The sequence below is a fragment of the uncultured Aquabacterium sp. genome, from assembly GCF_947366995.1.
Classification (GTDB): Bacteria; Pseudomonadota; Gammaproteobacteria; order Burkholderiales; family Burkholderiaceae_C; genus Aquabacterium.
Map to the genome: position 1 here is coordinate 1 of NZ_CANBCC010000024.1, position 23,270 is coordinate 23,270.

Annotated in this window: 22 protein-coding genes; 12 read left to right on the plus strand and 10 right to left on the minus strand. The window is 68.4% G+C overall.

Annotation, left to right across the window (positions count from 1 at the left end; genetic code table 11):
* Positions 1–212 precede the first annotated feature (212 nt).
* The gene (locus tag Q0Z44_RS08535) at positions 213–2,018 is read left to right on the plus strand and encodes an acyl-CoA dehydrogenase (RefSeq protein ID WP_298011757.1); all 1,806 of its coding nucleotides are present in this window, start codon (positions 213–215) and stop codon (positions 2,016–2,018) included.
* A 154-nt stretch (positions 2,019–2,172) separates the two neighbouring features.
* The gene (locus tag Q0Z44_RS08540) at positions 2,173–3,150 is read left to right on the plus strand and encodes a nitronate monooxygenase family protein (RefSeq protein ID WP_298011759.1); all 978 of its coding nucleotides are present in this window, start codon (positions 2,173–2,175) and stop codon (positions 3,148–3,150) included.
* A gap of 42 nt (positions 3,151–3,192) precedes the next feature.
* Here Q0Z44_RS08540 and Q0Z44_RS08545 read toward each other — a convergent pair whose 3' ends face one another.
* The 4 genes from Q0Z44_RS08545 to Q0Z44_RS08560 form a co-directional block, all read right to left on the minus strand.
* Positions 3,193–5,025, minus strand: a complete 1,833-nt coding sequence (locus tag Q0Z44_RS08545; RefSeq protein ID WP_298011760.1) for an ATP-binding protein — start codon at positions 5,023–5,025, stop codon at positions 3,193–3,195.
* Between the two features lie 15 nt (positions 5,026–5,040).
* Positions 5,041–5,775, minus strand: a complete 735-nt coding sequence (locus Q0Z44_RS08550; protein ID WP_298011761.1) for a response regulator transcription factor — start codon at positions 5,773–5,775, stop codon at positions 5,041–5,043.
* 146 nt (positions 5,776–5,921) lie between these two features.
* A complete protein-coding gene (locus tag Q0Z44_RS08555; RefSeq protein ID WP_298011763.1) occupies positions 5,922–6,770 on the minus strand; it encodes an urease accessory protein UreD in 849 nt (282 codons plus the stop codon).
* A gap of 69 nt (positions 6,771–6,839) precedes the next feature.
* Positions 6,840–7,370, minus strand: coding sequence for an MOSC domain-containing protein (locus Q0Z44_RS08560; protein ID WP_298011765.1), 531 nt, complete (start codon positions 7,368–7,370; stop codon positions 6,840–6,842).
* Between the two features lie 17 nt (positions 7,371–7,387).
* Between Q0Z44_RS08560 and Q0Z44_RS08565 the strand changes: the two genes are divergently transcribed.
* Both Q0Z44_RS08565 and Q0Z44_RS08570 read left to right on the plus strand, forming a co-directional pair.
* Positions 7,388–7,996 carry a DUF1415 domain-containing protein gene (locus tag Q0Z44_RS08565; RefSeq protein ID WP_298011766.1) on the plus strand — a complete coding sequence of 203 codons (609 nt, stop codon included), beginning with the start codon at positions 7,388–7,390 and terminating at the stop codon, positions 7,994–7,996.
* A 93-nt stretch (positions 7,997–8,089) separates the two neighbouring features.
* A complete protein-coding gene (locus Q0Z44_RS08570; protein WP_298011767.1) occupies positions 8,090–8,947 on the plus strand; it encodes a prenyltransferase in 858 nt (285 codons plus the stop codon).
* On the opposite strand, the gene Q0Z44_RS08575 is transcribed toward Q0Z44_RS08570, so the two are convergent.
* From Q0Z44_RS08575 to Q0Z44_RS08595, 5 genes are all read right to left on the minus strand, one after another.
* A complete protein-coding gene (locus Q0Z44_RS08575; protein WP_298011768.1) occupies positions 8,892–9,653 on the minus strand; it encodes an SGNH/GDSL hydrolase family protein in 762 nt (253 codons plus the stop codon). The two genes, Q0Z44_RS08570 and Q0Z44_RS08575, sit on opposite strands and share 56 nt — an antisense overlap.
* A 5-nt stretch (positions 9,654–9,658) precedes the next feature.
* Positions 9,659–10,342, minus strand: coding sequence for a YceH family protein (locus Q0Z44_RS08580; protein WP_298011769.1), 684 nt, complete (start codon positions 10,340–10,342; stop codon positions 9,659–9,661).
* Between the two features lie 54 nt (positions 10,343–10,396).
* Positions 10,397–10,804, minus strand: a complete 408-nt coding sequence (locus Q0Z44_RS08585) for an MAPEG family protein (protein WP_298011770.1) — start codon at positions 10,802–10,804, stop codon at positions 10,397–10,399.
* Positions 10,805–10,903: 99 nt separating this feature from the next.
* Positions 10,904–12,013, minus strand: coding sequence for an alkene reductase (locus Q0Z44_RS08590; protein ID WP_298011771.1), 1,110 nt, complete (start codon positions 12,011–12,013; stop codon positions 10,904–10,906).
* Between the two features lie 43 nt (positions 12,014–12,056).
* Positions 12,057–12,650 (minus strand): TetR/AcrR family transcriptional regulator, encoded by a 594-nt coding sequence (locus Q0Z44_RS08595; protein WP_298011772.1) that lies wholly within the window; start codon positions 12,648–12,650, stop codon positions 12,057–12,059.
* A gap of 145 nt (positions 12,651–12,795) precedes the next feature.
* On the opposite strand from Q0Z44_RS08595, the gene Q0Z44_RS08600 reads away from it, so the two are divergent.
* The 7 genes from Q0Z44_RS08600 (at position 12,796) to Q0Z44_RS08630 (ending at position 21,132) form a co-directional block, all read left to right on the plus strand.
* Positions 12,796–13,449 carry a YbhB/YbcL family Raf kinase inhibitor-like protein gene (locus tag Q0Z44_RS08600; protein WP_298011773.1) on the plus strand — a complete coding sequence of 218 codons (654 nt, stop codon included), beginning with the start codon at positions 12,796–12,798 and terminating at the stop codon, positions 13,447–13,449.
* Positions 13,446–13,808: a RidA family protein gene (locus Q0Z44_RS08605; protein ID WP_298011774.1), complete on the plus strand. Its 363-nt coding sequence runs from the start codon at positions 13,446–13,448 to the stop codon at positions 13,806–13,808. The genes Q0Z44_RS08600 and Q0Z44_RS08605 overlap by 4 nt, the downstream gene beginning before the upstream one ends.
* Before the next feature lie 9 nt (positions 13,809–13,817).
* Entirely contained in the window at positions 13,818–16,355 is a 2,538-nt protein-coding gene (locus Q0Z44_RS08610; RefSeq protein WP_298011775.1) for a PAS domain S-box protein, read from the plus strand.
* A complete protein-coding gene (locus Q0Z44_RS08615) occupies positions 16,352–16,993 on the plus strand; it encodes a response regulator transcription factor (protein ID WP_298011776.1) in 642 nt (213 codons plus the stop codon). The genes Q0Z44_RS08610 and Q0Z44_RS08615 overlap by 4 nt, the downstream gene beginning before the upstream one ends.
* Positions 16,994–17,102: 109 nt before the next feature.
* A complete protein-coding gene (locus Q0Z44_RS08620; RefSeq protein ID WP_298011777.1) occupies positions 17,103–18,899 on the plus strand; it encodes a GGDEF domain-containing phosphodiesterase in 1,797 nt (598 codons plus the stop codon).
* 1 nt (position 18,900) lies between these two features.
* Positions 18,901–19,239: a hypothetical protein gene (locus tag Q0Z44_RS08625; RefSeq protein ID WP_298011778.1), complete on the plus strand. Its 339-nt coding sequence runs from the start codon at positions 18,901–18,903 to the stop codon at positions 19,237–19,239.
* A 27-nt stretch (positions 19,240–19,266) separates the two neighbouring features.
* Positions 19,267–21,132 (plus strand): PAS domain S-box protein, encoded by a 1,866-nt coding sequence (locus Q0Z44_RS08630; RefSeq protein WP_298011779.1) that lies wholly within the window; start codon positions 19,267–19,269, stop codon positions 21,130–21,132.
* Positions 21,133–21,150: 18 nt separating this feature from the next.
* Here the strand turns inward: Q0Z44_RS08630 and Q0Z44_RS08635 are convergent, their stop codons facing one another.
* Entirely contained in the window at positions 21,151–22,056 is a 906-nt protein-coding gene (locus Q0Z44_RS08635; RefSeq protein ID WP_298011780.1) for a bestrophin family ion channel, read from the minus strand.
* A 92-nt stretch (positions 22,057–22,148) separates the two neighbouring features.
* Between Q0Z44_RS08635 and hisC the strand changes: the two genes are divergently transcribed.
* The gene (hisC, locus tag Q0Z44_RS08640; RefSeq protein WP_298011781.1) at positions 22,149–23,243 is read left to right on the plus strand and encodes a histidinol-phosphate transaminase; all 1,095 of its coding nucleotides are present in this window, start codon (positions 22,149–22,151) and stop codon (positions 23,241–23,243) included.
* Positions 23,244–23,270: the final 27 nt, after the last annotated feature.

Consider the following 23,270-nt stretch of genomic DNA (forward strand, 5'->3'; position numbering starts at 1 on the left):
CGGAAGCCCCGATCTTCCAGGTGGCCGACTTCGGTCTGGAAGCCGATCTGTTCACCGCCGTGCCCGAGCTCGTGAAGGCGCTGTGATGAACCCGTGGTGATGCAGGCAGATCACCATGTCTGACTGAGCACCGCACCGGGGCGTCCTTCGAGGCGCCCCTTTTTTCGTCCGAGAATCCCTCGCATCGGACGTTGAACGTGGAGTGACACACCATGGCATTCAAGGCCCCCGTGAAAGACCAGCTGTTCTGCATGAAGGAACTGGCTGGCATCGACCAGATCGCGCAAATCCCCGGCTTCGAAGACGCCGGCTACGAGACGGCCCAGGCCGTGCTCGAAGAAGCCGCGAAGTTCAACGAAGAAGTGGTGGCCCCGCTGAACTGGAGCGGCGACCAGGACCACGGCTCGTGGGACAACGGCGTCGTGAAGGCCTCGCCGGGCTTCAAGGAAGCCTACAAGGCGCTGACCGAAGGCGGCTGGCAAGGTCTGCAGATGCCGACCGAGTACGGTGGCCAGGGCCTGCCCAAGACCATCGGCGCGGCCTGCATCGAAATGACGATGGCCGCCAACCTGAGCTTCTCGCTGTGCTCGATCCTCACGACCGGCGCCACCGAAGCCCTGCTGACCGCCGCCAGCGATGAGCTGAAGCAGCGCTACATCCCCAAGATGATCGAAGGCAGCTGGACGGGCACCATGAACCTGACCGAGCCCCAGGCGGGTTCGGATCTGGCCCTGGTGCGCTCCAAGGCCGTGAAGCAGGCTGACGGCACCTACCGCATCAGCGGCCAGAAGATCTTCATCACCTACGGCGAGCACGACATGTCCGAGAACATCGTGCACCTGGTGCTGGCGCGCACGCCGGACGCGCCGGAAGGCGTGAAGGGCATCTCGCTGTTCGTCGTGCCCAAGTTCATGGTCAACGAAGACGGCTCGCTGGGCAAGCGCAACGACGTGTACTGCGCCTCCATCGAAGAAAAGCTCGGCATCAAGGCATCGCCGACGGCCGTGCTGGTCTACGGTGACGACAAGGGCGAAGTGGGCCCGGGCGCCATCGGCTACCTCGTGGGCGAAGAGAACCGCGGCCTCGAGTACATGTTCATCATGATGAACGCCGCCCGCTACGACGTGGGCCTGCAGGGCCTGGCTGTGTCCGAGCGCGCCTACCAGCACGCCGTGGCCTATGCCCGTGACCGCGTGCAGTCGCGTCCGGTCGACGGCTCGGCCAAGGAATCGGTGGCGATCATTCACCACCCGGATGTGAAGCGCATGCTGATGACCATGCGTGCGCTGATCGAGGGCGAGCGCGCCATGGCCCTGGTCGGTGCGGCAGCCTACGACACTGCCCACCACCACCCGGATGCCGACACCGCCAAGCAGGCGCAGGCCTTCTACGAGTTCCTGGTGCCGCTGATCAAGGGCTTCTCGACCGAGAACTCGGTGGAAGTGACCTCGCTGGGCGTGCAGGTGCACGGTGGCATGGGCTTCATCGAAGAAACCGGTGCCGCCCAGTACTACCGCGACTCGCGCATTCTGCCCATCTACGAAGGCACGACCGCCATCCAGGCCAACGACCTGGTCGGCCGCAAGACCGCGCGTGACGGCGGCGCCATGGCCCGCGCCATCGCAGCCCAGATCGCCGATGTGGAAGGCCAGCTGGCCGGCCGCGCCAGCGAAGCCGGCAAGAAGTACGCCGCCCAGCTGAAGACCGCCCGTGAGGCCTTCCTGCAGGTGGTCGACTTTGTGCTGGCCAACGTCAAGGCCAACCCGAACGCCGTGTTCGCCGGCTCGGTGCCTTACCTGATGCTGGCGGGCAACCTGGTGTCCGGCTGGCAGATGGGGCGTGCGCTGATCGTGGCCGAAGACAAGCTGGCGGCTGGCGAAGAGGCTGCTTTCATGGCCGCCAAGGTCGCCACCTGCCGCTTCTACGGCGACCACATCCTGGCGCGCGTGGCCTCGCTGCGCGACAGCATCCTGCAGGGTGGTGAATCCGTCACCGCCATGCCCGTGGATGCGTTCTGATCGCATGACCACCCGCGTTGACGCGATGCGGCCGCCGTGCCGCTCGCTTCCGCGATGAGCCTCTGGCCCCGTCCGGTGTCGCACCGGCCGGGGCCGTTTTGTTTGATCGCTCTCACAAGCCGACAAAGAAGCGGCCCCCCTTCGAGGAGACTCCATGCCTTTGCCTTCCGTTCTGCAGCGCGTGCGCTTTCCGGTGATCGCGTCGCCCATGTTCATTGTCAGCACACCCAAGCTCGTGATTGCCCAATGCAAGGCGGGCGTCGTGGGCTCGATGCCGGCGCTCAATGCCCGTCCGGCGTCCCAACTGGACGAGTGGCTGCACGAGATCACCGAGGCGCTGGCCGCGCACGATGCGGCCCATCCCGATCAGCCTGCAGCGCCGTTCGCCATCAACCAGATCGTCCACAAGAGCAACAACCGGCTGGAGCACGACCTGGCGCTGTGCGAGAAGTACAAGGTGCCGCTCATCATCACGTCGCTGGGCGCGCGTGAGGACGTGAACCACGCGGTGCACGGCTATGGCGGCGTGGTGATGCACGACGTCATCAACAACCGCTTTGCGCGCAAGGCGATCGAAAAAGGCGCTGATGGCCTGATCGCCGTGGCGGCCGGCGCTGGCGGGCATGCCGGCACGACCAGCCCCTTCGCCCTGGTGCAGGAACTGCGCGAATGGTTCGACGGCCCGCTGGCCCTGTCCGGGTCGATTGCCAATGGGCGCAGCATTCTGGCGGCGCGCGCCATGGGGGCCGACTTTGCCTACATCGGCTCGGCCTTCATCGCCACCGAAGAAGCGCGGGCTGTGGAAGGCTACAAGCAGATGATCGTCGACAGCAGCAGCCAGGACATCGTCTACACCAACTACTTCTCGGGCGTGCACGGCAACTACCTGAAGGGCTCGATCGCTGCCGCCGGCATGGACCCGGATCACCTGCCCGAGGCCGACCCCAGCAAGATGGACTTCGGCACGACCGACGGCGGGCAGGACGCCGGCGCCGCCAAGAAGGCCTGGAAAGACATCTGGGGTTGCGGGCAGGGCATCGGCGCGGTCAAGGCCGTGGTGCCGGCGGCCGACCTGGTGGCGCGGCTGCAGCGCGAGTACGACGACGCGCGTCGCGCGCTCTGCACTGGCTGAAGGTGGGTGGCCGAAACACCGCGGCCTCGCGGGCCCCGGTGTTCAGCCCTGGCGCACGCCAAGTTTGAAGGCGATCATTGCCCGGAGCTTGGTCGGCACCACGGGCTTGATGAGCACGTGGAAGTTGTGCTGCCTGGCTTCTTCCTCGTGACCCGTCATCGTGCTGCCGGTCACCATGATGACGGGCAGATCCTTGCCGAACCGCGCCCGCAGGGCCCGGATGGCCTCGATGCCGGTCTGTTGCTCCGGCAGGCGGTAGTCCACGATCACGAGATCGGGGCGAGCCGTCGTCTGCTGAGCCCACGCAGTCACGCCAGGGACGGAATCGAAGGCGCTGACGGTCGCCCCCCAGCCTTTGAGCAGCACCTGCAGGCCGTCCAGCACCGCTTGCTCGTCTTCCACGACCACCACGTGTCGGCGGTCGAGCGTGATGCCCAGGGTGGGGCGGCTCAGCGTGCTGGCCGGCTGCAGGCGCGGTGCCCGGCCGACCGGAATCATCAGCGTGAACACGGTGCCGTGGCCCACGCGTGAACGCAAGCTCAGCGGGCTCTGCATCAGGTCCGCCAGTCGCTTGACGATGGCCAGGCCGAGGCCCAGGCCCTTGCGATGGTGCGGCTCGAGCGGGCGGCCGCTGTGCGTCTGGTAGAACTCGTCGAAGATGCGGCCTTGCTCTTTTTCGGTGATGCCGATGCCGGTGTCCCAGACCTGCAGGCACAGCGCCTGACCTCGGCGACGGCAACTGACGAGCACGCCCCCGTCTTCGGTGTAGCGGATGGCGTTGGACACCAGGTTGCGCAGGATGCGCTCGACGATCACCGGGTCGGCGTAGGCGTGGTGGTGTTCACCCCGGAAGCCGAGCATCAAACCCTTCTCGAACGCAGTGGGTTCGAAGTGAAGCCGGATGCGGGCGAAGAGATCGCGCATCGAGAAGTGCTCGGGCTCGATCTCGACCGCGCCCGTGTCGATCTTGGTGATGTCGAGCAGTTCGCTGAACAGGCCCTCCAGCGCATCGACCGAACTGTTGATGCTGTTGACCAGGTGGACCACATCGTCGTCCTTGCAGCGCTGGCGCAACGCCTCGGCAAAGAGCCCCATGGCGTGCAGAGGCTGGCGCAGGTCATGGCTGGCGGCGGCAAAGAACTGGGTCTTGGCGCGGTTGGCGGTCTCGGCTTCGCGCTGCGCCGCTTCGGCCAGGGCCATCTCGCCTTTCAGGCGCTGAGCCAGGTCTTCACTGTGCAGGCGCAGGCTGACCATGTCGCCGAACACGTTGTGAAAGCCCCGGCCCACGACCAGGGTGCACAGGGCCATGAGGCACCACACGCCCGCCAGGTGCACGTCGTCCGGGCCGCCGTGCAGGGCCGTGCGCCCGATCATGGGCAGGAAGTACAGCCCCATGCAACTCAGAAACAGCTTGGGCTGCGAGGCCATGTAGGGCACCGCCCCGATGGCGAATGAGTAGATGGCCAGCATCAGCGTGGTGCGCTGGAACCAGCCGCCATGGTCGTACAGCAGCATGGAGCCCAGGCTCCAGAGTGCGGCCCCGGCCAGGGCGCCGGTGTTCCAGCGGCGCAGCCAGCGTGCCGGGGCGTCCTCGCCCTGCATCACGGCGCGGTCGTGTGCGAGCAGGGTGGCGAAGCGGAGGGTCCACAGCACCAGAAAGGCGATGATCCAGCCGCGCAGCACGACGGGCGGGGCGACTTTCCAGTAAGCCAGCGCCACGACGACCATGCCGAGGAAGTGCCCCATCAGGCCGGCGCTGGTCTGGCGATAGACCAGGCGTTCGGTGTCTTCGATGAGGGCGTCGTTGGAGGGCGCAGGCAGCCCGCGTCCCCCCGTGCCCGGCTCAGTAGCGGGCAGGGTGGCAGTCAGAGCCATGATGACGCTCCGGTGTCAGCGAGGGCGCCAGACGCCCATGCCGCCCACGGTGGGCACCGGCACGCTCGTCTTCTGCAGGATCTGGCTGACGGCGATCACGGCCTGTGTGCGCGAACTGACGCCCAGCGCGCGCAACACGGCGGCCACGTGGTCCTTGACGGTTTCGACCGACAGGCCCAGTTCCCGGGCGATCAGCTTGTTGGGCTGGCCCTTGAGCAGCAGGCCCAGCACGTCGGCCTGCCGGGGGGTGAGTCCCAACTGGGTGAGCGAAGGCATGGTCTGGAAACCGGAGTCGACGGCCTCGCGCTGCACCTGGCGCAGGGCGGGCGAACTGCTGAGCTGGGCGTGGCTGTGGGCGCCCATGCTCATGGGCGGCACGTACACGCCGCCCGACATGACCTGCTGGAGGGCGTCGAACAGTGTTTCGTTGGTGGCGCGCTTGGGAACGAAGCCCATGGCGCCCATGTCGATCGCGCGGATGACGTCGCTGGTGCGGTCGGATGCCGAGATCACGACCACGGGAAGGGCTGGGTAGAGGGTCCGGAACTCGGCCAGGAGGTCGAAGCCGTCGACGTCACCGAGGTGGAGGTCCAGCAGCACCAGATCGTAGGCTGGCGGTGTGCGCAGCGCCTGTCGGGCGGCATGGCCGCTGTCGGCGGCGTCGACGGTGACGTTGTCGCCCAGGCCCTGGATCACCGACTGCAGTGCGGACAGGATCAGGGGGTGGTCGTCAATCAGCAAGACCCTCATGGGCGAACTCCTTGAAATGCTCTTGTTTTTTCCGGCCGCGTCAGGGGCCGTTCAGGGCCGCTGCAGGGTCGTGTTTGTCAACCTCACATGATAGTGGCTTGCAGCGGGGTCGCTTCGCGCTGTCGTCCGTGCAGAAGAGGGGGGCGTCAGGTGCGCCAGACGCGCGGGGGCACAGGATCGATCTGCCAGGCCTCGGTGCGCCAGCGGGCCCACACCTGGGCAAGCATCTGCATCACGGGCTCGACCCGGGGGCCCAGCACGCGCAGCACGATGACTGCGGCGTGCGGGCTGGTGGTGCCGGCCGTGCCGGCCAGTTCATGCGCGCTGGCGGCCTGGCGCGCGTGGTCGAGCAGCGCTTCGCGGCGTTCGCGCGCCAGCGGGCTGCCTGCCGCCAGCCACACGGTGCCCATCACGCGGTGGCCGGCCCAGCCCAGCGGGCTGTCGAGCAGGGCGGTGTCGTCGGCGCGCACGGTGCCCCGCTCCAGCCAGACGCCGGGCAGCTCGATCTCCTGGGTGTAGCGGCTGCCCACAGGCGAAGCCGCCTGCTCGAACGCTTCGCCAGCGGCCGGCAGGCCCAGGGCGAGCACGTCCCAGCCGATCATTTCGGCGCCCGGCGCCAGTTCGAAGCGCATGCGGTTGGTGGCGACGCTGCTGCGGTAGGCAATGGTTTCCAGCGGCAGCCATTCCAGGCGGGCGCCGTCGGCCACGCGGGCGGTGAGGGACTGCACCGCTTCCGGCCCGCTGCTGCGGTAGAAGCGTGTGGCGCCGGGGGTGGTGATGAGCGCATGGGTGCCCGCCGCCAGGTTGGCCTGAATGTCGAGCACGTCGCCGCCCACGATGCCACCGGGCGGATGCACCAGCACGTGGTGGCATACGCGCGGGCCTTCGGGGTAAAGGCGCTGCAGGACGCGCAGCGGGCCGTCGTGGCGGTCCAGTGCGGTGGTGCGATCGCCATCGAGGCAGTAGTCCAGGGTCAGGTGGCCGAGCCAACTCATGGTGTGAAGAAGGGGCAGGGAAGGGCGCAGGCCCGTCAGGGTCAGAAAGAGGGGGGCTGGTGTGCGCGATCAGGCCGGTTCGCAGTGGACGGTGTCGCCTTCGCGGATCATCCCACCACGCAACACCCGTGCCGTCATGCCCCCGTGCCCGCGCATGGCGTTGTAGCCGCCCGGGCCGAGCAGGGCCTCCATGCGCGAGCAGGGATCGCACGGGCCGGTCAGTTCGAGCACCACCTCATCGCCGATGCGCAACTGCAGGGGCGCGTCCTTGAACAGGGCGCGGGCCGCCAGCAGGTTGAGGCCACTCACGACCAGATTGCGGCGCAGCACGGCCGGATCGACCGCGGGCTGCTGCATGAGCGCGGCCACCACAGGCAGGTGCTCCGCCTGGATGAGCGTGACCTGGCGCTTGCCGCCTTCAGGTCGCGTCGGCGCGCGGGCTGCACTGCGGTCGCCCATCAGGCCGCGACCGGCCAGCGCCTCCACATGGTCCACCCGCTCGACCAGCGCCAGTCGCCGGGGGCGAACGAACACGGCTTCGATTCGGCCAGGGTGGGGGAACTGGCGGGCCAGGTCGCGCAGGGTGGGAGAGGACAGCATGCGTGGGAGAATGCCACATGCCCTACACCCCCACCGACACCGATGCCGCCGCTGTGACGGCAGCCACCCGCACCTGGCTGGAAAAGGCCGTGATCGGCCTGAACCTCTGCCCGTTCGCCAAGGCCGTGCACGTCAAACAGCAGATCCGCTACGTGGTGTCGACGGCGACCACGCCCGAGGCCTTGGCCGAGGAACTGATGGCCGAACTGGCCCTGCTGCGCGATGCCGATCCCGAGGCGGTGGAAACGACGCTGCTGATCCACCCGCAGGTGCTGGGCGACTTCCTGGATTTCAATGACTTCCTCGATGTGGCCGACGCCATCGTCGAGGAGATGGAGCTGGACGGTGAGCTGCAGGTGGCGAGCTTTCACCCCGATTACCAGTTCGCCGACAGCGAACCTGACGACATCGAGAACTTCTCGAACCGAGCGCCCTACCCGACCCTGCATCTGCTGCGCGAGAGCAGCATCGCGCAGGCGGTGCAGGCCTTCCCCGATGCGGCCGACATCTACGAAACGAACATCGAGACGCTGCAGCGGCTGGGTCATGCGGGCTGGCGACGGCTCTGGCTGGCCGAGGCCGCGCCGAACGCCGGTGCCGATGAAGGTGGCGCTGCCGCGCACTGAGGCGGGAAGGGCTGCGTGATGGCGAACGGGCGTGGCGGGCTGCCTTGGTGGGGCCCTGCGAGGCTGCCGTTCCTGCTGTTGACGCCCGCTTGCATGGCGCTGGTCCTGGCAGGGTGCCGTCTGGCCGCGCAGGCCCAGGGGTTGAGCTTGTCGGTGGTGGACAGTGTGGCTGTGATGCTGGGCGCCCTGGCGGCACATGTGGGCGTGAACGCGCTCAACGAGCATCACGATTTCCAGTCCGGGCTGGATCTGCGCACGCAGCGCACCCCGTTCAGCGGGGGCAGCGGCGCGCTGCCGGCTCACCCGGGGCTGGTGCCACTGGCCTGGCGCATGGGCACCGGCTGCCTGGCGCTGGCCGGTCTGACGGGCCTGTGGTTGCTGTCGAAGCACGGGGCAGCCTGGCCGGTTCTGTTGCCGGTGGGCGTGGCGGGGTTGGGCCTGGCGGCCGCTTACACGCCCTGGTTCACCCGTCATCCCTGGCTGTGTCTGATCGCGCCGGGCCTGGGCTTCGGGCCGTTGATGGGCTGGGGCACGGTGTCGGTGCTGGTGGGCGTGCAGGCGCCGACGGTGGCCTGGCTGCTGCCCATGCTGCCGTTCTTCCTGGTCAACAACCTGCTGTTGCTCAACCAGTTCCCGGATGTGGACGCCGACCGGTCGGTGGGCCGCCGCACGCTGCCGATGCAGTGGGGGCGCCGGCGTTGCGCCCACCTCATCGGGCTGCAGAGTGCCCTGGCTTACGCGTTGCTGGCGAGCATGGTGGCGGCCCGCATGCTGCCCGTCAGTGCCATGGCGGGGCTGCTGACCCTGCCGCTGGCCTGGCAGGTGTGGCGCGGCGCGGTGGCCCATGCCGATGCGCCGGAGGCCTTGCTGCCCACTCTGGGTCGCAACGTGGTGCTCACGCTGCTGACGCCGGTGCTGGTGGCGCTGGGCGTGGCGTGGCCTCTTCGCTGAAACGGCTGGCCCGGATGGCGTTGGCCGCCGCCTGGGCCCAGGCGCGGTGCGCAGCCGGACCCGGATGGAATCCGTCCGAGGCCATGAGGGTCTGGTCCAGCGGCAGGGCAGGGTCGAGGATGGTCACGTCAGGCTGTGTGCGGGCCCAGCGAGCCAGTGCGGTGTTGAAGCGACGGGCCTGCGCGCCGAGGTAGCCGCGCAGGGGCTGCGGCAGCGCAGGAAAATGCCCCATGGGCGGAACGACCGTGAGCCAGATCTGCGGCGCGCCACACAGGGCGCGCAACTGCCCGACCAACTCGGCCTGTTGCGCCAGCCAGGTGCCGGTGTGCAGCCCGGCCGTCACGTCGTTCACACCGAGGGACACCAGCACCGCGTCGGCGGGCTCGCGTGGCAGTGAACGCAGGTGCGCCAGGGTGTCAGCCGTGGTGCGGCCGGTCTGCGCTTCCAGTCGCCAGTGCACGGTGTGGTGGCCCGCCAGTTGCCGGACCAGATGGCCACACACGGCATCGTCCTGGTGATCGCATCCGACGCCGGCTGCGGCCGAGTCGCCCACGATCAGCAAGCGCAGGTCGGGGCCCGAGCCGCAGTGGCCTGTGCGTGGGCCGGCGGCCTCGGGCAGGCGCGGGGTTCGTTTGCGCACGCCACGGCCCTGCATCAGCAACACAGGGCCGAGGGCCACGGTGGCCAGCAGGTGGGCGAGGTCCATGTTGATCAGGCGTCGGGTTCGGTCGACACGCCCAGCTCGGCGGCCAGGCGCTGCACCAGCGTGCGCAGCCGATGGATCTCGCCCGCCTGAGCAGCCTGGTCGGTCCGCAAGGTGGCCACGGCGTCGCGCAGCGCGGCCACCTCGGCCTCCAGCGCGGCGGGTGCCTGCACCGTGGGTGCGGTCGCCAACGGGATGGACGGTTCGCCGCACAGCAGATGGGCCCATCGGGCCTCGCGGGCGCCCGGGGCGCGCGGCAGCTTCACCACGCGATGGGGCTCGCGCTCGGCCAGCTCTTCCAGAAAGCCTTCGACCGATGAAATGTCGACAAAGCGGTGCAGCCGCTCGCAGTGCAGGCGCAACTCGGCGGCGGTCTGCGGGCCCCGCAGGATCAGCATGGTCAACAAGGCCACGGACTGGCTGGGAACGCCCAGGCCGCGGGCCGCGTTGTGGTCGAAGCGCACGACGCGGCTGCCGCTGACTTCACTGATCAGGCTGAGTTCCTTCAAGCCGTTGACGGCCGCCAGGACATCGGCCTCGCTCAGGTTCATCACCGGGTCGCGGGCGGTCTTCTGATTGCAGCCCAGGGTGAGGGCGTTCAGGGACAGCGGGTAGCTGTCCGGCACCGTGTGCTGTTTTTCGACCAGCACGGCCAGCACACGGGCCTCTTCAGGGGTCAGGGGGCGTTGCATTCAGGGCTCCACGGTACGGCTGTTCAAGCCGTGGAGCTTAACCCCGCAGCTCGCTCAGAACGGCAGCTTGAGCGTCGGCGCGAACATCGCGATGGTGACGCCCAGACCAGCGGCCCACACCAACGAACGCAGCGTCGCCACGTTGGCCAGATACAGCACCGTGTAGACGATGCGAATGCCGATGAAGGCCATGGCCAGGGTGTCGGTGCGGCCCTGGTCCAGACCGGCGGCCTGGGCAGCGAGCACGGCGAACACGAACAGGGGCAGGGCTTCGAAGCCGTTGTTCTGCGCGGCGGCGGCGCGGGCCGGCCAGCCTTGCAGCTGAGTCGCCCATTCGCGCGGGTTGTTGTTGTCGTAGCCGCCGTCACGGCGCTTGCGTCCCACGGTGCTGGCCTTGGCCAGGCCCATGGTGACGATGGGCATCACGGCGGCAACCAGCACACAGGTGTTGGCAATGGACATCTTGTCTCCTGTTGGATGAGGGATGGCGAGATTCTGGTTGTGACAACATTCCTTGTCAAATCGGATTGTCGCCGTCTCCCCCATCAGAGGCGCCGGATGTCAGGCAGGCAGGGCCGGGTAGTCCGTGTAGCCGTGCGCGCCCTGACCGCCGTAGAGCGGCGCGTCCTTGAACAGCTCGTTCAGGGGCGCGCCTTCCTTCAGGCGGCGCGGCAGGTCCGGGTTGGTGATCATCGCGCGCCCGAACGACACCAGGTCGCCCTTGCCGCTGGTGATGGCCTCGGCCGCCATTTCCTTGGTGTAGCCGTTGTTGACCATCCAGACACCCGAGTACAGCTTGTGCAGGGCCTCGTAGTCGAACGGGGCGTTGTCACGCGGGCCGCCGGTGTAGCCTTCGACGACGTGGATGTAGACCGGGTGCAGCTTTTCCAGCTCGCGCACCACGTGCTCAAACAGCGGCTGCGGGTTGCTCTCGCTCGAGTCGTTGACGGGCGACACGGGCGACAACCGCACGCCGACGCGCTGGGCGCCGATCTCGCCGATCACGGCTGCCATCACCTCGATCAGGAAGCGGGCGCGGTTTTCGATCGAGCCGCCATAGATGTCGGTGCGCTTGTTGGCGCCGTCGCGCAGGAAGGCGTCCAGCAGGTAGCCGTGGGCACCGTGGATCTCGACGCCGTCAAAGCCCGCTTCGATGGCGTTGCGGGCGGCGGTGCGGAAGTCGTTGACGATGCCGGGGATCTCGCTGGTTTCCAGTGCACGCGGCTCGGAGGTGTCGACATAGCCCTGGCCGGGGATGTAGGTCTTGGCGTTGGCGCGGATGGCCGACGGGGCGACCGGGGCCTGTTCACCGGGCTGGAAGGCGCGGTGCGACATGCGGCCGGTGTGCCACAGCTGCACGAAGATCTTGCCGCCTTTGGCGTGCACGGCGTCGGTCACTTTCTTCCAGCCCGCGATCTGCTCGGGGGTGTGCAGGCCTGGGGTGGAGACGTAGCCTTGCGCCTGGGCCGACACCTGGGTGGCCTCGGCCACGATCAGGCCGACGCTGGCGCGCTGGGCGTAGTACTCGACCGTCAGCGGGCCGGGCACGTTGCCGGCTTCGGCGCGGTTGCGGGTCAGAGGGGCCATGACCATGCGGTTGGCCAGCGTGATGTCGCCCAGCTGGAAGGGCTGGAACAGGGCGTCGGCTGTGAGAGCGGTTTGGCTTGCCATGTGGTTTCCTCGGGAGTAGGGATGGGATGTGCCTGAAAGACGTTCAGGGGCGGAAAAAGGTGTCGAGCATCAGGCTGGCGGCGTCCCTCAGCGGCTGGGCGCTGTGTTCCACCTTCATGCGCAGCACGGCGCCTTCCCAGCTGTCCCAGAAGAAGGCAGACAGCGTGGGGGCAGGCAGGTCGGTGCGGATGCGGCCAGCCTGTTGCGCGCGTTCGATGAGCTCGGCGAGGCGCTCGCGCCACTGGCTCATCACGTGAGCGAGCTCGGTTCGACAGGTGTCGCTGGTCTCGCTGACTTCGGCGGCAAAGTTGCCCACCAGGCAGCCGGGGCAGCTGGCCTGCTCGTGATGGGCGATGAAGGCGTTGAAGAGGTGGCGCAGCGCGTCCAGCGGGTCTTCGGGGGCATCGGCCATGATCGCTTCCCATCGCCTGTCCATCCAAACCGCGTAGTTGCGGATGATCTGGGCGGCAAAGGCTTCCTTGCTGTCGAAGTGGTTGTAGAACGAGCCTTTCGGTACACCGGCGGCCTCGGTGATCTGCTGGATGCCGGTGGCGTTGTAGCCAAGCTGGTTGAACAGCGTGTAGCCCGCCTCGGCGAGGCGGCGGGGGATGTCGGTCTTGTCTGCGGTGCGGGCCATGTGGAAATAATATGACCAGTCGTCTTGAAATGCAAGCGGCTGGCGGAAAGAGCCGGTGTGGGCTCGGTGCGCCACACTCGCCGTGCGTGCCCGAAGCCGCGCTAGCATGGTGCCGACCGGATCTGTCCGAAACGGAGACACCCTCATGAAACTGCTCAGCCACAGCTTCGCCGACGGCGCGCGCATCCCTGACGCGTACGCTTTCTGCGTGATCGACCCCACCACGCGGGTGCGCCTGGCCCCGAACCGCAACCCACATCTGGCGTGGTCCGATGTGCCGGAAGGCACGCAGTCCTTCGTGGTGATCTGCCACGACCGCGATGTGCCCAGCCTGGGCGACGACGTGAACCAGCCCGACCGCGAGGTGCCCGCCGACCTGCCGCGTGTGGACTTCTTTCACTGGACACTGGTGGATCTGCCCGCCAGCGTGCGCGAGATTGCTGCCGGCAGCCACAGCGAGGGCGTGACGCCGCGCGGCAAGCCGGGGCCGGCGCTGCCATCGGGTGGTGCTGGGCGTCATGGCCTGAACGACTACACCGGCTGGTTTGCGGGGGATGCCGACATGGCCGGCGCCTACTTCGGCTATGACGGCCCGTGCCCGCCGTGGAACGACAGCCTGGTCCACCATTACGTGTTCACGGTGTTCGCGCTTGATGTGCCGACGCTGGAGGTGAAGGGTGACCTGACCGGTGCGGCCGTGCGGCAGGCCATGCAGGGCCATGTGCTGGCGCAGGCCACGCTGACCGGCACCTACACGCTGAACCCGCGACTGGCGCCACAGTCGGAGGGCGCGGCATGAGCGGTCTGCAGCGTCTGCATGTGGGTGCCCGGCTGAGCGAGGCGGCGATGGCCGGCGGTACCGTGTGGCTGGCAGGGCAGGTGCCCGAGCTGAGCCCCGAGGCCGACATCGAGGGGCAGACCCGCGAGGTGCTGGGCCACATCGACCGCCTGCTGGCCGAGTGCGGCAGCGACAAGGCTCACCTGGTGAGCGTGCAGATCTTCTTGAAGGACATTGCCGACATCGGCCGCATGAATGCGGTGTGGGACGCCTGGGTTGCGCCGGGGCAGAGCCCGCCACGCGCCACGGTGCAGGCTGCGTTGGCCGACCCGCGCTGGCGGATCGAGGTGGTGGTGGTCGCGCGCCAGATCGGCGCCTGACAACGCCCCATGCCGGCACACCGACTCAATCTGCACAAGGCGCTGCCGCTGGTGCCACTGGCCGTGGCCATGGCACTGCTGCTGGCCATGCTGCTGGGGGTCGACCGCATTGTGGGCGACGACCTGACCCGGCGTGCCCGCTTTCGCATCGGCCAGGCGGCGCAGACCTATGCCGAGGAGCTCAACCGCGATCTGTCGCGCCGCTCGGTCGCCATCGATCTGCTGGGACGCCACGCGGCGTTGCAGTCCCCGCAGGGCGGCGTGACGGCCTGGCGTGCGGCCCTGGATGATTTCCGGGCGCGGGACCCCAACGTGGTCTGGCTGGGTCTGGTGGCGCTGGATGGCCGTGTGCTGGCCGGCTCGGATGGGCTGCTGGAAGGCCGCTCGATTGCGAGCCGACCCGTGTTCGTGCATGGCCGCGATGGGCCTTGGTTTGGCAGCTTCCACCCGCCGGTGGTGCTCAAGCCCGTGCTGCAGGACGCGGGGATGGGCGTGCCCGACGAGGTGGCCGACCTGGCCGTGCCGGTGCGCGACGCACAGGGCAGGGTGTGGGCCGTGCTGGCCAGCCATTTTGACTCGAAGGCCTTCGCGCTGCTGCGTGAAGACGTGCTGGGCACGCCGGATGGTCGGCGCAGCATGGAGCTGGCCATCATCGGCCAGGAGGGCAGGATCGTGCTGGGCCGCGCACCGCTCGCTTCCAGATACTGGCCGCAGCCATCGGGTCGCCCTTCGATCGAGGCGCTTTCGGTCGAGGACGACAGGCGGCATCGCTACATGGTCGCGCATGTGGCGGTGGGGGACACCCCGCTGGGCGTGCGTTCGGGGTGGAGCGTGCTCGCCACGCAGCCCCTGGAGGCTGCCCTCGCGCCGGCCCGGTCGCTTCAGCGCTATGTGTTGTTCTGGGGCGCCTTGTCGGCCTTGCTCATCGGAGGGGCAGGAGCCGTGCTGGCCCGGCGGCTGGCGCGGCCCTATGCCGACATGCTGGACGCGGTGGCAGCCCACGTGCCGCGTCGCCCGGACGCCTTGCCTGCCGAACACTTCCGTGACGTGCTGCGCCTGCTGGCCCAGCGGGTGCGTCCGGCCAGCACCAACAGCCCGGGCGAGCAGATGCTGCTGCGTCTGTTGGCCGACGCGGAACGCCTGGGCAGCATGCTGGACCAGATGCCGGCGCCGCTGTTTCTGGTCGATGACGAGGGGCGGCTGGTGTACTGGAACCGACAGGCGGCTACCGTGTTCGACTGGCCGCCGGATGCGGCGGGCAGACCGCTTGCCGAACTGTTGCGGTGGGCGCCCGATGCCCCCGCATGGCGCGAAGCCGCATCGATTCCGGAGGGTGCGTGGCACTTCCAGGCTCGGGCAGACACCTTGTCCGGCAAGGAGGTCTGGGCGGCATGGACGGTGACGCGTCTGCACGACGCTGATGGCGGCAGTGCGGGAGTGCTGACCCAGGTTCGCGACCTGACGGCAGAGCGGCAGGCGAACCAGCGCTTGCTGGAGCAGACCGAGACGCTCGCGGCCGTGATCCAGGCCTCCAGCGATGCGGTCATCAGCACCGATGAGTCGGGCCGGATCGTGCTCTTCAACCCTGCGGCCGAGCGCATCTTCGGCGTGCGAGCCGACGACATCATGGGCGAACTGCTGGACCGGCTGATTCCGGAACGGGTCCGGTCGGCGCACCAGCAGGACATGCAGCGTTTCTCTGCCTCGCAGGTCAGCCGGCGCACCATGGGTTCGGGCCGGGTGGCGGGGCTGCGCAGCGATGGGCAGGAGCTGGTGCTCGATGCGTCGATCTCGCAGACGACGGTGCAGGGGCGGCGGGTGCTCACAGCGATGCTGCGCGACGTGACCGAGCGCGTGCGCGCCGAGCGGGCACAGATCCAGTACCAGCTCGAGCTGTCGGAGCTGACGCACCAGCTGATGGACCAGGAGCGGGCGACGACGCGGCGACTGGCGCAACTGCTGCACAATCGCCTGGGCCAGACGCTCACGGCACTGCGGCTGTCGTGCGAGGCGCTGGCCGTGCAGCAGCGGGACGACAAGGCGTTGTCCGAGCGCCTGGGCAAGGTCGACCGCCTGGCCCAGCAGGCCGCGTCCGAGGTGCGCGAGGCCCTGGTTGACTTGCGCCCGCCCTTGCTGGAAGACCAGGGGCTGGTCGCAGCCCTGGACAACGAGCTGCAACTCCACCAGCCTGCCACATCGAGGACAGGGCTGGTCTTCGACGTCGAGTTGCAGGAAGCCGGCCAGCGCTGGCCGGCCGACGTCGAGTACGCGGCTTTCATGATTGCCCGCGAGGCGGTTGTGAACGCCTTGCAGCACGCTCGGGCGTCTTCCATCCAGATTGCCCTGTCGGGCCGCGACGGCCTGCTGTGCCTGCGGGTGACGGACAACGGGTGCGGGCTGCCGCCAGACATGGCCATGGGGCGCCCCGGTCACCTCGGGCTTGTGGGCATGCGCGAGCGGGCGTTGGCCATTCATGGCACGCTGGCCGTTGCGCCCCGGCCGGAAGGCGGCACCCTGGTCGAATTGCAATGGGAGACAGCGCGGTGAGCCGTGTGTATCTGGTCGACGACCATGCGCTGGTGCGCGACGGCATGCGTGCCGTGCTGGAGGCCAGCGGCCACGAGGTGGTGGGCGAGGCAGACCAGCCCGGGGCGGCCCGGGCCGACATCCAGCAGTTGCAACCTGATGTGATCCTGCTGGACCTCCATCTGGGCTCGAACTCTGGCATGGAGGTGCTGGCCGAGCTGCCGCGGCGCGCGCCGGAAGCCCGCACCATCGTGCTCACCATGTCGCCGCAGCCGCAGCACATCACCGAGGCCTTGCGTCTGGGGGCGTCGGGCTATGTGCTCAAGGGCTCCTCGGCACGCGAGGTGCTGGCCGCCATCCAGACGGTGCTGCAGGGGCGCCGGCATCTGGCGCATGACGTGGCCGACATCGCCTTGCGCGCCACGGCCCCCGATGCGGCCCCGGACCCGCTCGCCAGTCTTTCCGGGCGCGAGCGGCAGATCGCCACGATGGTGGTCAATGGCCTGTCGAGCGCGGCGATCGGCGAGGCGCTGCACCTGTCGCCCAAGACGGTGGACACCTACCGCAGCCGGCTGATGACCAAGATCGGCGTGAGCGACGTGACGGCGCTCGTGCGGTGGGCGATCCGCGTCGGACTCGTGAAGGACGACACGGTTTGATGCGGCAGGTGCGGTACCGTCCGCACTTCCTGACAGCACGCGTCAAGAACTCCTGACAGCGGCGCCGGGCGCGTCTTCCTACAGTGGCCCCATCCATCACAGGGGTCTCATGTTGTCTGCCCATTCCGCGACGGCCGCGCTGCCGATGCCCGCTTTCGAGCTGGGGCCCCGTCTCCTGCACGAAGCCTTTCATCGCACGCTGTCGCCGATGCTGATCACCGACACGACGGGACGCATCTGTCATGTCAACCCGGCGTTCGAACAGGCCACGGGGTATGGGCTGGAGGAGTTGCGAGGTCGCTTCCCCACGGTCATGCATTCGAAGATGCAGAGCAGCGACTTCTACCGCCGCATGTGGACGGCCTTGCTGGAGGAGGGCTACTGGCAGGGCGAGATCTGGAACCGGCGCAAGGACGGACGGCTTTTTCGCGAGTGGCTGAGCATTTCGGCATTGAACGAGGGCGGCGGCGAGACCACGCACTTCCTGGGTGTCTACAGCGGGCTGTCTTCGTCGCAGCTGGCCGAGGCGCAGAGCGAGGATTACGGTGGCGTCGATGCCGTGACCGGCGTGCTGGGGCGCCGCGCCTTCATCAAGGCGACCGAGCGGCTGAATGCCAGCGCCGGCCCGCTGGCCTTCATGGCGCTGGACATCACCGGCTTCACCGACATCAACGAGCACCACGGGCTGTACTGCGGCGACGGACTGCTGCGCCAGGTTGCGCACCGGTGCACACAGGCGGCGGCACAGCATGGCGCCGAATGCGTGGTGGGCCGCGTCGGTTCCGATGAGTTTGCACTCGCCTGGGCGGTCGGGGGCCTGGATGGCTGCGACACGCCGCGTGCAGAGATTCACCGCATGGCCGAGCAGATGCGCCATGCCGTGGCCACACGCTACCAGCTTGATTCCGGCCGCACGGTGGATGTGTCGGTCTCTGTCGGACTGGCCGTCCTCTCGGCGAATGACAGCGTGCCGGATGCGGGCGGCGCGGTGCTGCACCTGGGGGCGGCGGATGCGCTGCTGCAGGCCTCGGCTGCACGGCAGGCGCCGGGTGGACTGGAAACCGCCGTTCAGCATTACGAGCGGCTCGAAGCCGAGCGACGCCTGACGCGCGCGCTGCGCGAGGACATCGTGGCCGGCCGGCTGGAAGTGGTCTTTCAGCCCAAGGTGCGTCTGAACACGAGCGCGCCGGTGGGGCTCGAGGCCCTGTGCCGCTGGACGGGCCCGGACGGCAAGCCGGTCCCGCCCAGCGTGTTCATTCCGCTGGCCGAGCGCCACGGGCTGATCGCGGAGCTGGGTGACCGAGTGCTGGAGAGCGTGTTGCGCAGCCTGGCTCGCTGGCGCGAGGGGCACCTGAACACCCTGCCGGTGGCGGTGAACTTCTCGGCCGCGCAGTTCAAGCGGCCCGACGTGGTGGCCCGCGTGGAAGCGGCCCTGGCCCGGCACCGCGTGCCAGCCCACCTGGTGGAGATCGAACTGACGGAGTCCATCCTGCTGGAGGACTTCGATGCCGCCGTGACCACGCTGCAAGGGCTGCGCCACCTGGGGCTGACGCTCTCGATCGACGATTTCGGCACCGGCTATTCGTCGCTCGCCTACATGCGTCGACTGCCGGTGAGCTGCATCAAGATCGACCGCAGCTTCGTGGCCGACCTGTGCACCGACGACCGGACCCGCCATGTGGTGGCGACCGTGGTGAGCCTGGCCCATCGCTTCGGCATGCATTGCGTGGCCGAGGGCGTGGAGACCTTCGACCAGGTTCAGGTGCTGATGGAGCTGGGCTGCGATCAGGCGCAGGGCTACTTCTTCGCGAGGCCGCTGGACACCGAAGCGCTCGCGCCGGTGCTGGCCGGCCGCACGCCCTGGGTCGAGGTCGTGATGGCGCCCTCGCGGCCGATGGAACTCTGAGATGCAGCCGACTTTGCTGATGCTGGTGTCCGATGCGGCGCGCCAGCATGACATCGAGCAGTGCTGGCGCGCGGCCCAGCCGACGGGCCTGCTGGCCACGGCGCCCAGCCTCTCCGACGCGGCGCTGCTGGTGAACACGCTGCACGTTGCCGTCATCGTGATGGACGACACGTTTGCGGGTGCCTCGCCGGCGCTGCTCCGCCACTTCCGTCGCCAGTCACCGCAGTCGCGGATTCTGGTGTTTGGCAACAACGCCCACGGCGGCAATCCCCCCGTCCGGTCCTGGGGGGCGCTGCAGGACAGCCTGGAAGCCGTGCTGCCGATCGCACGCCACGGTTGACCCGAACTGAAAGAACAAGGCAAGCCCATGCAAGCCCCTCGTGCTCCTCTGGACGAAGACGCCCGCCTGGCGGTGCTCGACTCGCTGAACATCCTCGATACCGACGCGGAAGAGGTGTTCGACCGCATCACGCGTCTGGCCAGCCGCCTGCTGGGCACGCCCATGAGCGCGCTCTCGCTGATCGACCGGGATCGCCAATGGTTCAAATCCCGTGTCGGGCTGGACGCCACCGAGACCCCGCGGGACTGGGCCTTCTGCAGCCATGCGATCCACGGGCAGCACGAGTTCGTGGTGCACGACGCCCACGCCGACCCTCGGTTCCACGACAACCCGCTGGTGACCGGCGCACCGTACATCCGCTTCTACGCCGGGGTGCCGGTGACGTCGTCGAGCGGGCTGGCGCTCGGCTCGCTGTGCGTGCTGGACACCGAACCCCGCGAATTGACCGACGAAGACCGCGCGATGCTGCGCGACCTCGCCGCGCTGGTGAACCGGGAACTCCACCTGCGCGAGACGCTCCACCATGCAAGACACAGTTCGCGCACCACCCGGGCGGCGCTGGCCCGCACGGAGGCGCGCTTCCGCGGCGTGTTCGAGCAGGCCGCGGTGGGCATGGCCGTGGTGGCGCTGGACGGGCGTTGGCTGCAGGTCAACCAGACCCTGGCCGACATCGTCGGCTACCCCGCGTCGCAACTGCTGGAGATGACCTTCCAGGACATCACCGTGCCCGAAGACCTGGAGACCGACCTGGCGCTGGCCGCCCGCGTCTGCAAGGGCGAGCAGAGCACCTATTCGCTCGAGAAGCGCTATATGCACGCCGAAGGCCACGTGGTGTGGGTCAACCTGTCGGTGTCTGCGGCGTTGGACGACCAGGGGCGCCCCACCCACTTCATTGCGGTCATCGAAGACATTCAGGCGCGCAAGGCCGCCGAACTCGCTCTGCAGGCGCTGCGGCAGACGCTCGAAGACAAGGTGGCCGAGCGCACCCGCGCGCTGCACGCCCGCGAAAGCCAGATGCGCGCGGTGCTGGAGCATGCCAACGACGCCTACATCTGCATCGACGAACACGGGGTGATCTGCGAGTGGAACCGCAAGGCCGAGCAGCTGTTCGGGTGGCGCCGCGACGAGGCGCTGGGCCTGCGCATCGACGAGACCATCGTCCCGCACGAGTTGCGGTCTGCACACCGCGGCAGCCTGGCGCGCACTTCCCTCGGGGCACCGGACAGCGGCCGGGTCAACCGGCGGGTCGAGCTTACGGCCCTGACGCGCGATGGCCGCACGCTGCCGGTCGAGGTCAGCCTCGGTGCGGTGCCCTGTGACGGGCGAACGCTGTACTGCGCATTTCTGCACGACATCTCGGAGCGCAAGGCCATGCTGCGCACCCTGGAAGAGCAGGCGCTGCGTGACCCGCTGACCGGGCTGCCCAATCGGCGCGAACTGATCTCGGAGATGCCCAAGGCCATGGCCCGGGCAGACCGATCCGAGCACCACATGGCCGTGATCTTTCTGGATCTGGACGGCTTCAAGCAGATCAACGACACGCTGGGCCACGAGGTGGGTGACCGGGTGCTGTGCACGTTTGCGAACCGCCTGCAGAGCAGTGTGCGCGAGACCGACACGGTCGCACGGCTGGCGGGCGACGAGTTCGTGGTGCTGTTCGAGGGCCTGTACACCCCGGTGATCGACGAAGAGCTGATCACCTTGCTGGATGAGCGCCTGAGCGCCCCGCTCGAGATCGACGGGCACGACATCCCCGTGTCGGCCAGCATCGGGGTGCAGATCTACTCACCCGGCAGCACCAGCTCGGTCGAAGAGCTGCTGGACCGCGCAGACAAGGCCATGTACGAGGTCAAGCACGCGGCCCGGGATGCGCTGCGCAAGCTCGCAGCCTGAGCCCGTGTCGCGACGGGGTCAGCTCAACAGGTGATCCACTGGCTCGACCACGGGCGGCAGGTCGCGCTCGCCCAGCAACTCCAGCACCGAGGCCTCGATGCCCGATGACAGGGCGAGCAGCGGCAGGTCGTTGGGCTCCACGCCGAACGGGTCTTCGATCTCGTCGCTCAGGGCCTCGATGGCGAAGAAAGTGTAGGCCACGAAGGCGACCATCAGCGGCGTCATGAACCCGATGGCGTCCAGCAGCCCGAAGGGCAGCATCAGGCAGTACAGGTACACCGTGCGGTGCAGGATCACCGAGTAGGTGAAGGGCAGGGGGGTGAAGGCAATGCGCTCGCACCCGCCAAAGGCTTCGTTGAGGCCGCCCAGGCTGCGGTCCAGCTCCACCGCCTGCACGCTGTCGATGCGCCCTTGCTCCCGCAGCGAGGCCACTCGGGCCGCCAGCCACGCGAGGACCTGCATGGGCGGCACGCGGCGGTCCCTCAGCATGGGCCACACCTCCGGCGGCAGCAGCCGCTGCATCTCGGCGGTGGCATCGGTGCGACGCAGGTGGTGGCGTGTGCCGTGCACGAAGGCCGCCACAGCGCGGGCCAGAGGCAGGGCGTCGGGCACGTTCGAGCTGATCAGCTGCCGTGTGAAGCCGCGGCTGTCGACCAGCAGCTTGCCCCAGAGCTTGCGTGCTTCCCAGTAGCGGTCGTAGCTGGCGCTGTTGCGAAAGCCGAGAAAGATGGCCAGCGCGACACCGACCAGCGAGAAAGGCACGGTGGTCAGCGTGACCTTCCAGTGCAGCAATTCGCCATGAAAGATCACGACGATGATGGAGATGGCGGTGACCACCATCAGCTGGGGCAGGATGCGCAGGATGATGGAGCCGCGCCAGACGAAAAGCATGCGCAGCCAATTGGGGCGAGGGCGGACGATCAAGCAAAAACTCCGAGGGGACGGCAGGGAGATTGTCGCTCAGGCATCCCTTGGGCCGGGGCCTATCATGTGCGCTTGTCCTGATCCCTTGCACCATGACCGTTGCCATCCCCAGCCTGTCGGGCGTCTCGCCGTTCTGGAGCGCGGGCGTTGCCGACCTGAGCCCCTACACCCCCGGCGAGCAGCCGCAGATCGCCGGCCTGATCAAGCTCAACACCAACGAGCACCCGTACGGGCCTTCGCCGGCCGCCCTCGAGGCCATCCGCCATGCCACCGGCGACGCCCTGCGTCTCTACCCCGACCCGGATGCCACGGCGCTCAAGCAGGCGGTGGCCCGGCGGCATGGGCTGGATGCCAGCCAGGTGTTCGTGGGCAACGGCTCGGACGAGGTGCTGGCCCATGTGTTCCGCGCGCTGTTGCGGCATGGCCGGCCGGTGCTCACGCCGGACATCGGCTACAGCTTCTACCCGGTGTACGCGCGGCTCTTCGACATCGCCTTGCAGCCCGTGCCGCTGCGCGCAGACTTCTCGGTGGACCCGGCGGATTACGTCGAGCCCAATGGCGGCATCGTGATCGCCAACCCGAACGCCCCTACCGGCTGCGCGCTGGAACTGAGCGCGATCCGGGCCCTTCTCGAAGCGCACCCGAAGTCGGTCGTGGTCGTCGACGAGGCCTATGTCGACTTCGGTGCCGAGTCGGCCGTGTCGCTCGTGCCAGCCTATCCCAACCTGCTGGTGGTGCAGACGCTGTCGAAGTCGCGCTCGCTGGCGGGGCTGCGCGTGGGCTTTGCCATCGGCCACCCGGCCTTGATCGAAGGGCTGGAGCGCATCAAAGGCTGTTTCAACTCTTACCCCCTTGATCGCCTGGCGCAGGCCGGTGCGGTGGCCGCACTGGAAGACGAGGCCTGGTTCGAGCAGACGCGGCGCCAAGTGATGGCGGCCCGTTCGGTGCTGAGCCAGGGGCTGGTCGACCTCGGGTTCGAGGTTTTGCCCTCGCAAGCCAACTTTGTCTTTGCGCGGCACCCTGCGCATGCCGGGCCGGCGCTGCTGGCTGCGCTGCGGCAGCGTCGCATTCTGGTGCGCCAGTTCGACAAGCCGCGCATTGCCGATTTCCTGCGGATCACCGTGGGCACGCCCGAGCAGGTGTCGACCTTGCTTGATGCGCTGGCGGCCATCGTCGGCCGTGGATGACATGCGCCTGATCTGACCGGGCTCAAG

Coding starts and splice junctions, on each gene's coding strand:
- Q0Z44_RS08535 (WP_298011757.1), top strand. CDS start 213: ATGGCATTCAAGGCCCCCGTGAAAGACCAGCTGTTCTGCATGAAGGAA.
- Q0Z44_RS08540 (WP_298011759.1), top strand. CDS start 2,173: ATGCCTTTGCCTTCCGTTCTGCAGCGCGTGCGCTTTCCGGTGATCGCG.
- Q0Z44_RS08545 (WP_298011760.1), bottom strand. CDS start 5,025: ATGGCTCTGACTGCCACCCTGCCCGCTACTGAGCCGGGCACGGGGGGA.
- Q0Z44_RS08550 (WP_298011761.1), bottom strand. CDS start 5,775: ATGAGGGTCTTGCTGATTGACGACCACCCCCTGATCCTGTCCGCACTG.
- Q0Z44_RS08555 (WP_298011763.1), bottom strand. CDS start 6,770: ATGAGTTGGCTCGGCCACCTGACCCTGGACTACTGCCTCGATGGCGAT.
- Q0Z44_RS08560 (WP_298011765.1), bottom strand. CDS start 7,370: ATGCTGTCCTCTCCCACCCTGCGCGACCTGGCCCGCCAGTTCCCCCAC.
- Q0Z44_RS08565 (WP_298011766.1), top strand. CDS start 7,388: ATGCCCTACACCCCCACCGACACCGATGCCGCCGCTGTGACGGCAGCC.
- Q0Z44_RS08570 (WP_298011767.1), top strand. CDS start 8,090: ATGGCGCTGGTCCTGGCAGGGTGCCGTCTGGCCGCGCAGGCCCAGGGG.
- Q0Z44_RS08575 (WP_298011768.1), bottom strand. CDS start 9,653: ATGGACCTCGCCCACCTGCTGGCCACCGTGGCCCTCGGCCCTGTGTTG.
- Q0Z44_RS08580 (WP_298011769.1), bottom strand. CDS start 10,342: ATGCAACGCCCCCTGACCCCTGAAGAGGCCCGTGTGCTGGCCGTGCTG.
- Q0Z44_RS08585 (WP_298011770.1), bottom strand. CDS start 10,804: ATGTCCATTGCCAACACCTGTGTGCTGGTTGCCGCCGTGATGCCCATC.
- Q0Z44_RS08590 (WP_298011771.1), bottom strand. CDS start 12,013: ATGGCAAGCCAAACCGCTCTCACAGCCGACGCCCTGTTCCAGCCCTTC.
- Q0Z44_RS08595 (WP_298011772.1), bottom strand. CDS start 12,650: ATGGCCCGCACCGCAGACAAGACCGACATCCCCCGCCGCCTCGCCGAG.
- Q0Z44_RS08600 (WP_298011773.1), top strand. CDS start 12,796: ATGAAACTGCTCAGCCACAGCTTCGCCGACGGCGCGCGCATCCCTGAC.
- Q0Z44_RS08605 (WP_298011774.1), top strand. CDS start 13,446: ATGAGCGGTCTGCAGCGTCTGCATGTGGGTGCCCGGCTGAGCGAGGCG.
- Q0Z44_RS08610 (WP_298011775.1), top strand. CDS start 13,818: ATGCCGGCACACCGACTCAATCTGCACAAGGCGCTGCCGCTGGTGCCA.
- Q0Z44_RS08620 (WP_298011777.1), top strand. CDS start 17,103: ATGTTGTCTGCCCATTCCGCGACGGCCGCGCTGCCGATGCCCGCTTTC.
- Q0Z44_RS08625 (WP_298011778.1), top strand. CDS start 18,901: ATGCAGCCGACTTTGCTGATGCTGGTGTCCGATGCGGCGCGCCAGCAT.
- Q0Z44_RS08630 (WP_298011779.1), top strand. CDS start 19,267: ATGCAAGCCCCTCGTGCTCCTCTGGACGAAGACGCCCGCCTGGCGGTG.
- hisC (WP_298011781.1), top strand. CDS start 22,149: ATGACCGTTGCCATCCCCAGCCTGTCGGGCGTCTCGCCGTTCTGGAGC.